General features: G+C 74.5%; 2 protein-coding genes. Both read right to left on the bottom strand.

Translation table 11 applies throughout. From position 1 onward, the window contains the following. Positions 1 to 333 (bottom strand): SAM-dependent methyltransferase (locus tag VQ03_RS30640; protein ID WP_048454719.1); only part of this gene is annotated, 333 nt, incomplete at its 3' end. Beyond that, positions 330 to 659 (bottom strand): prolipoprotein diacylglyceryl transferase family protein (locus tag VQ03_RS30635; protein ID WP_048454718.1); only part of this gene is annotated, 330 nt, incomplete at its 5' end. The genes VQ03_RS30640 and VQ03_RS30635, both read right to left, overlap by 4 nt.

Below are 659 nucleotides of genomic sequence, written 5' to 3'. Positions count from 1 at the left end.
CGCCGCCAGGCAGTCCGGCGCCGCCGCCTTGAGGGCGCGCAGCGCGTCCGCCATCAGCGTGCCTCGGCCGGGGCCGAGCTCGACCAGGCGGAAAGGGGCCGGGCGGCCGAGCCCGTGCCAGACCTCCGCCGTCCACAGCCCCAGAAGCTCGCCGAAGATCTGGCTGATCTCCGGCGCTGTGGTGAAGTCGCCGGCCGCGCCCAGCGGGTCGCGGGTGCGGTAGTAGCCGTGGACCGGATGGCCGAGGCAGAGCGCCATGTAGCGCTCGATGGTGATCGGCCCCTCAACGGCGATCAGGCGGCGCAGCTCGCCGAGGAGCGGGGTCCCGCTCACGCGGACTTCGCTTCCGAGGCCTCGGCGGGGGCCTCGCCGAGGCGCGGCCGGGGCCGGGTGTCGCCGCGCAGGGCCCGCACGATGAACACGGCGCCGACGAGCAGCATCGGCACGCAGAGCAGCATCCCCATGGTGATGCCGCCGCCCAGCGCCCCGACATGGGTCCCGAACAGGAAGCCGAGCTGCGGATCGGGCTCGCGGAAGAACTCGCAGGCGGTGCGGGCGATGGCGTAGCCGACGACGAACAGGCCGCCGAGCAGCCCGGGGCGGCGGAAGCCGAAGCGGCGGACCGCGATCGCCATCAGGACGAACAGCACCAGCCCCTC

The sequence above is a fragment of the Methylobacterium tarhaniae genome (genome assembly GCF_001043955.1).
In the GTDB taxonomy this organism is placed as follows: domain Bacteria; phylum Pseudomonadota; class Alphaproteobacteria; order Rhizobiales; family Beijerinckiaceae; genus Methylobacterium; species Methylobacterium tarhaniae.
The sequence above is the reverse complement of the archived record's forward strand: the minus strand, read 5'-3'. Positions and strand labels throughout refer to the sequence as shown.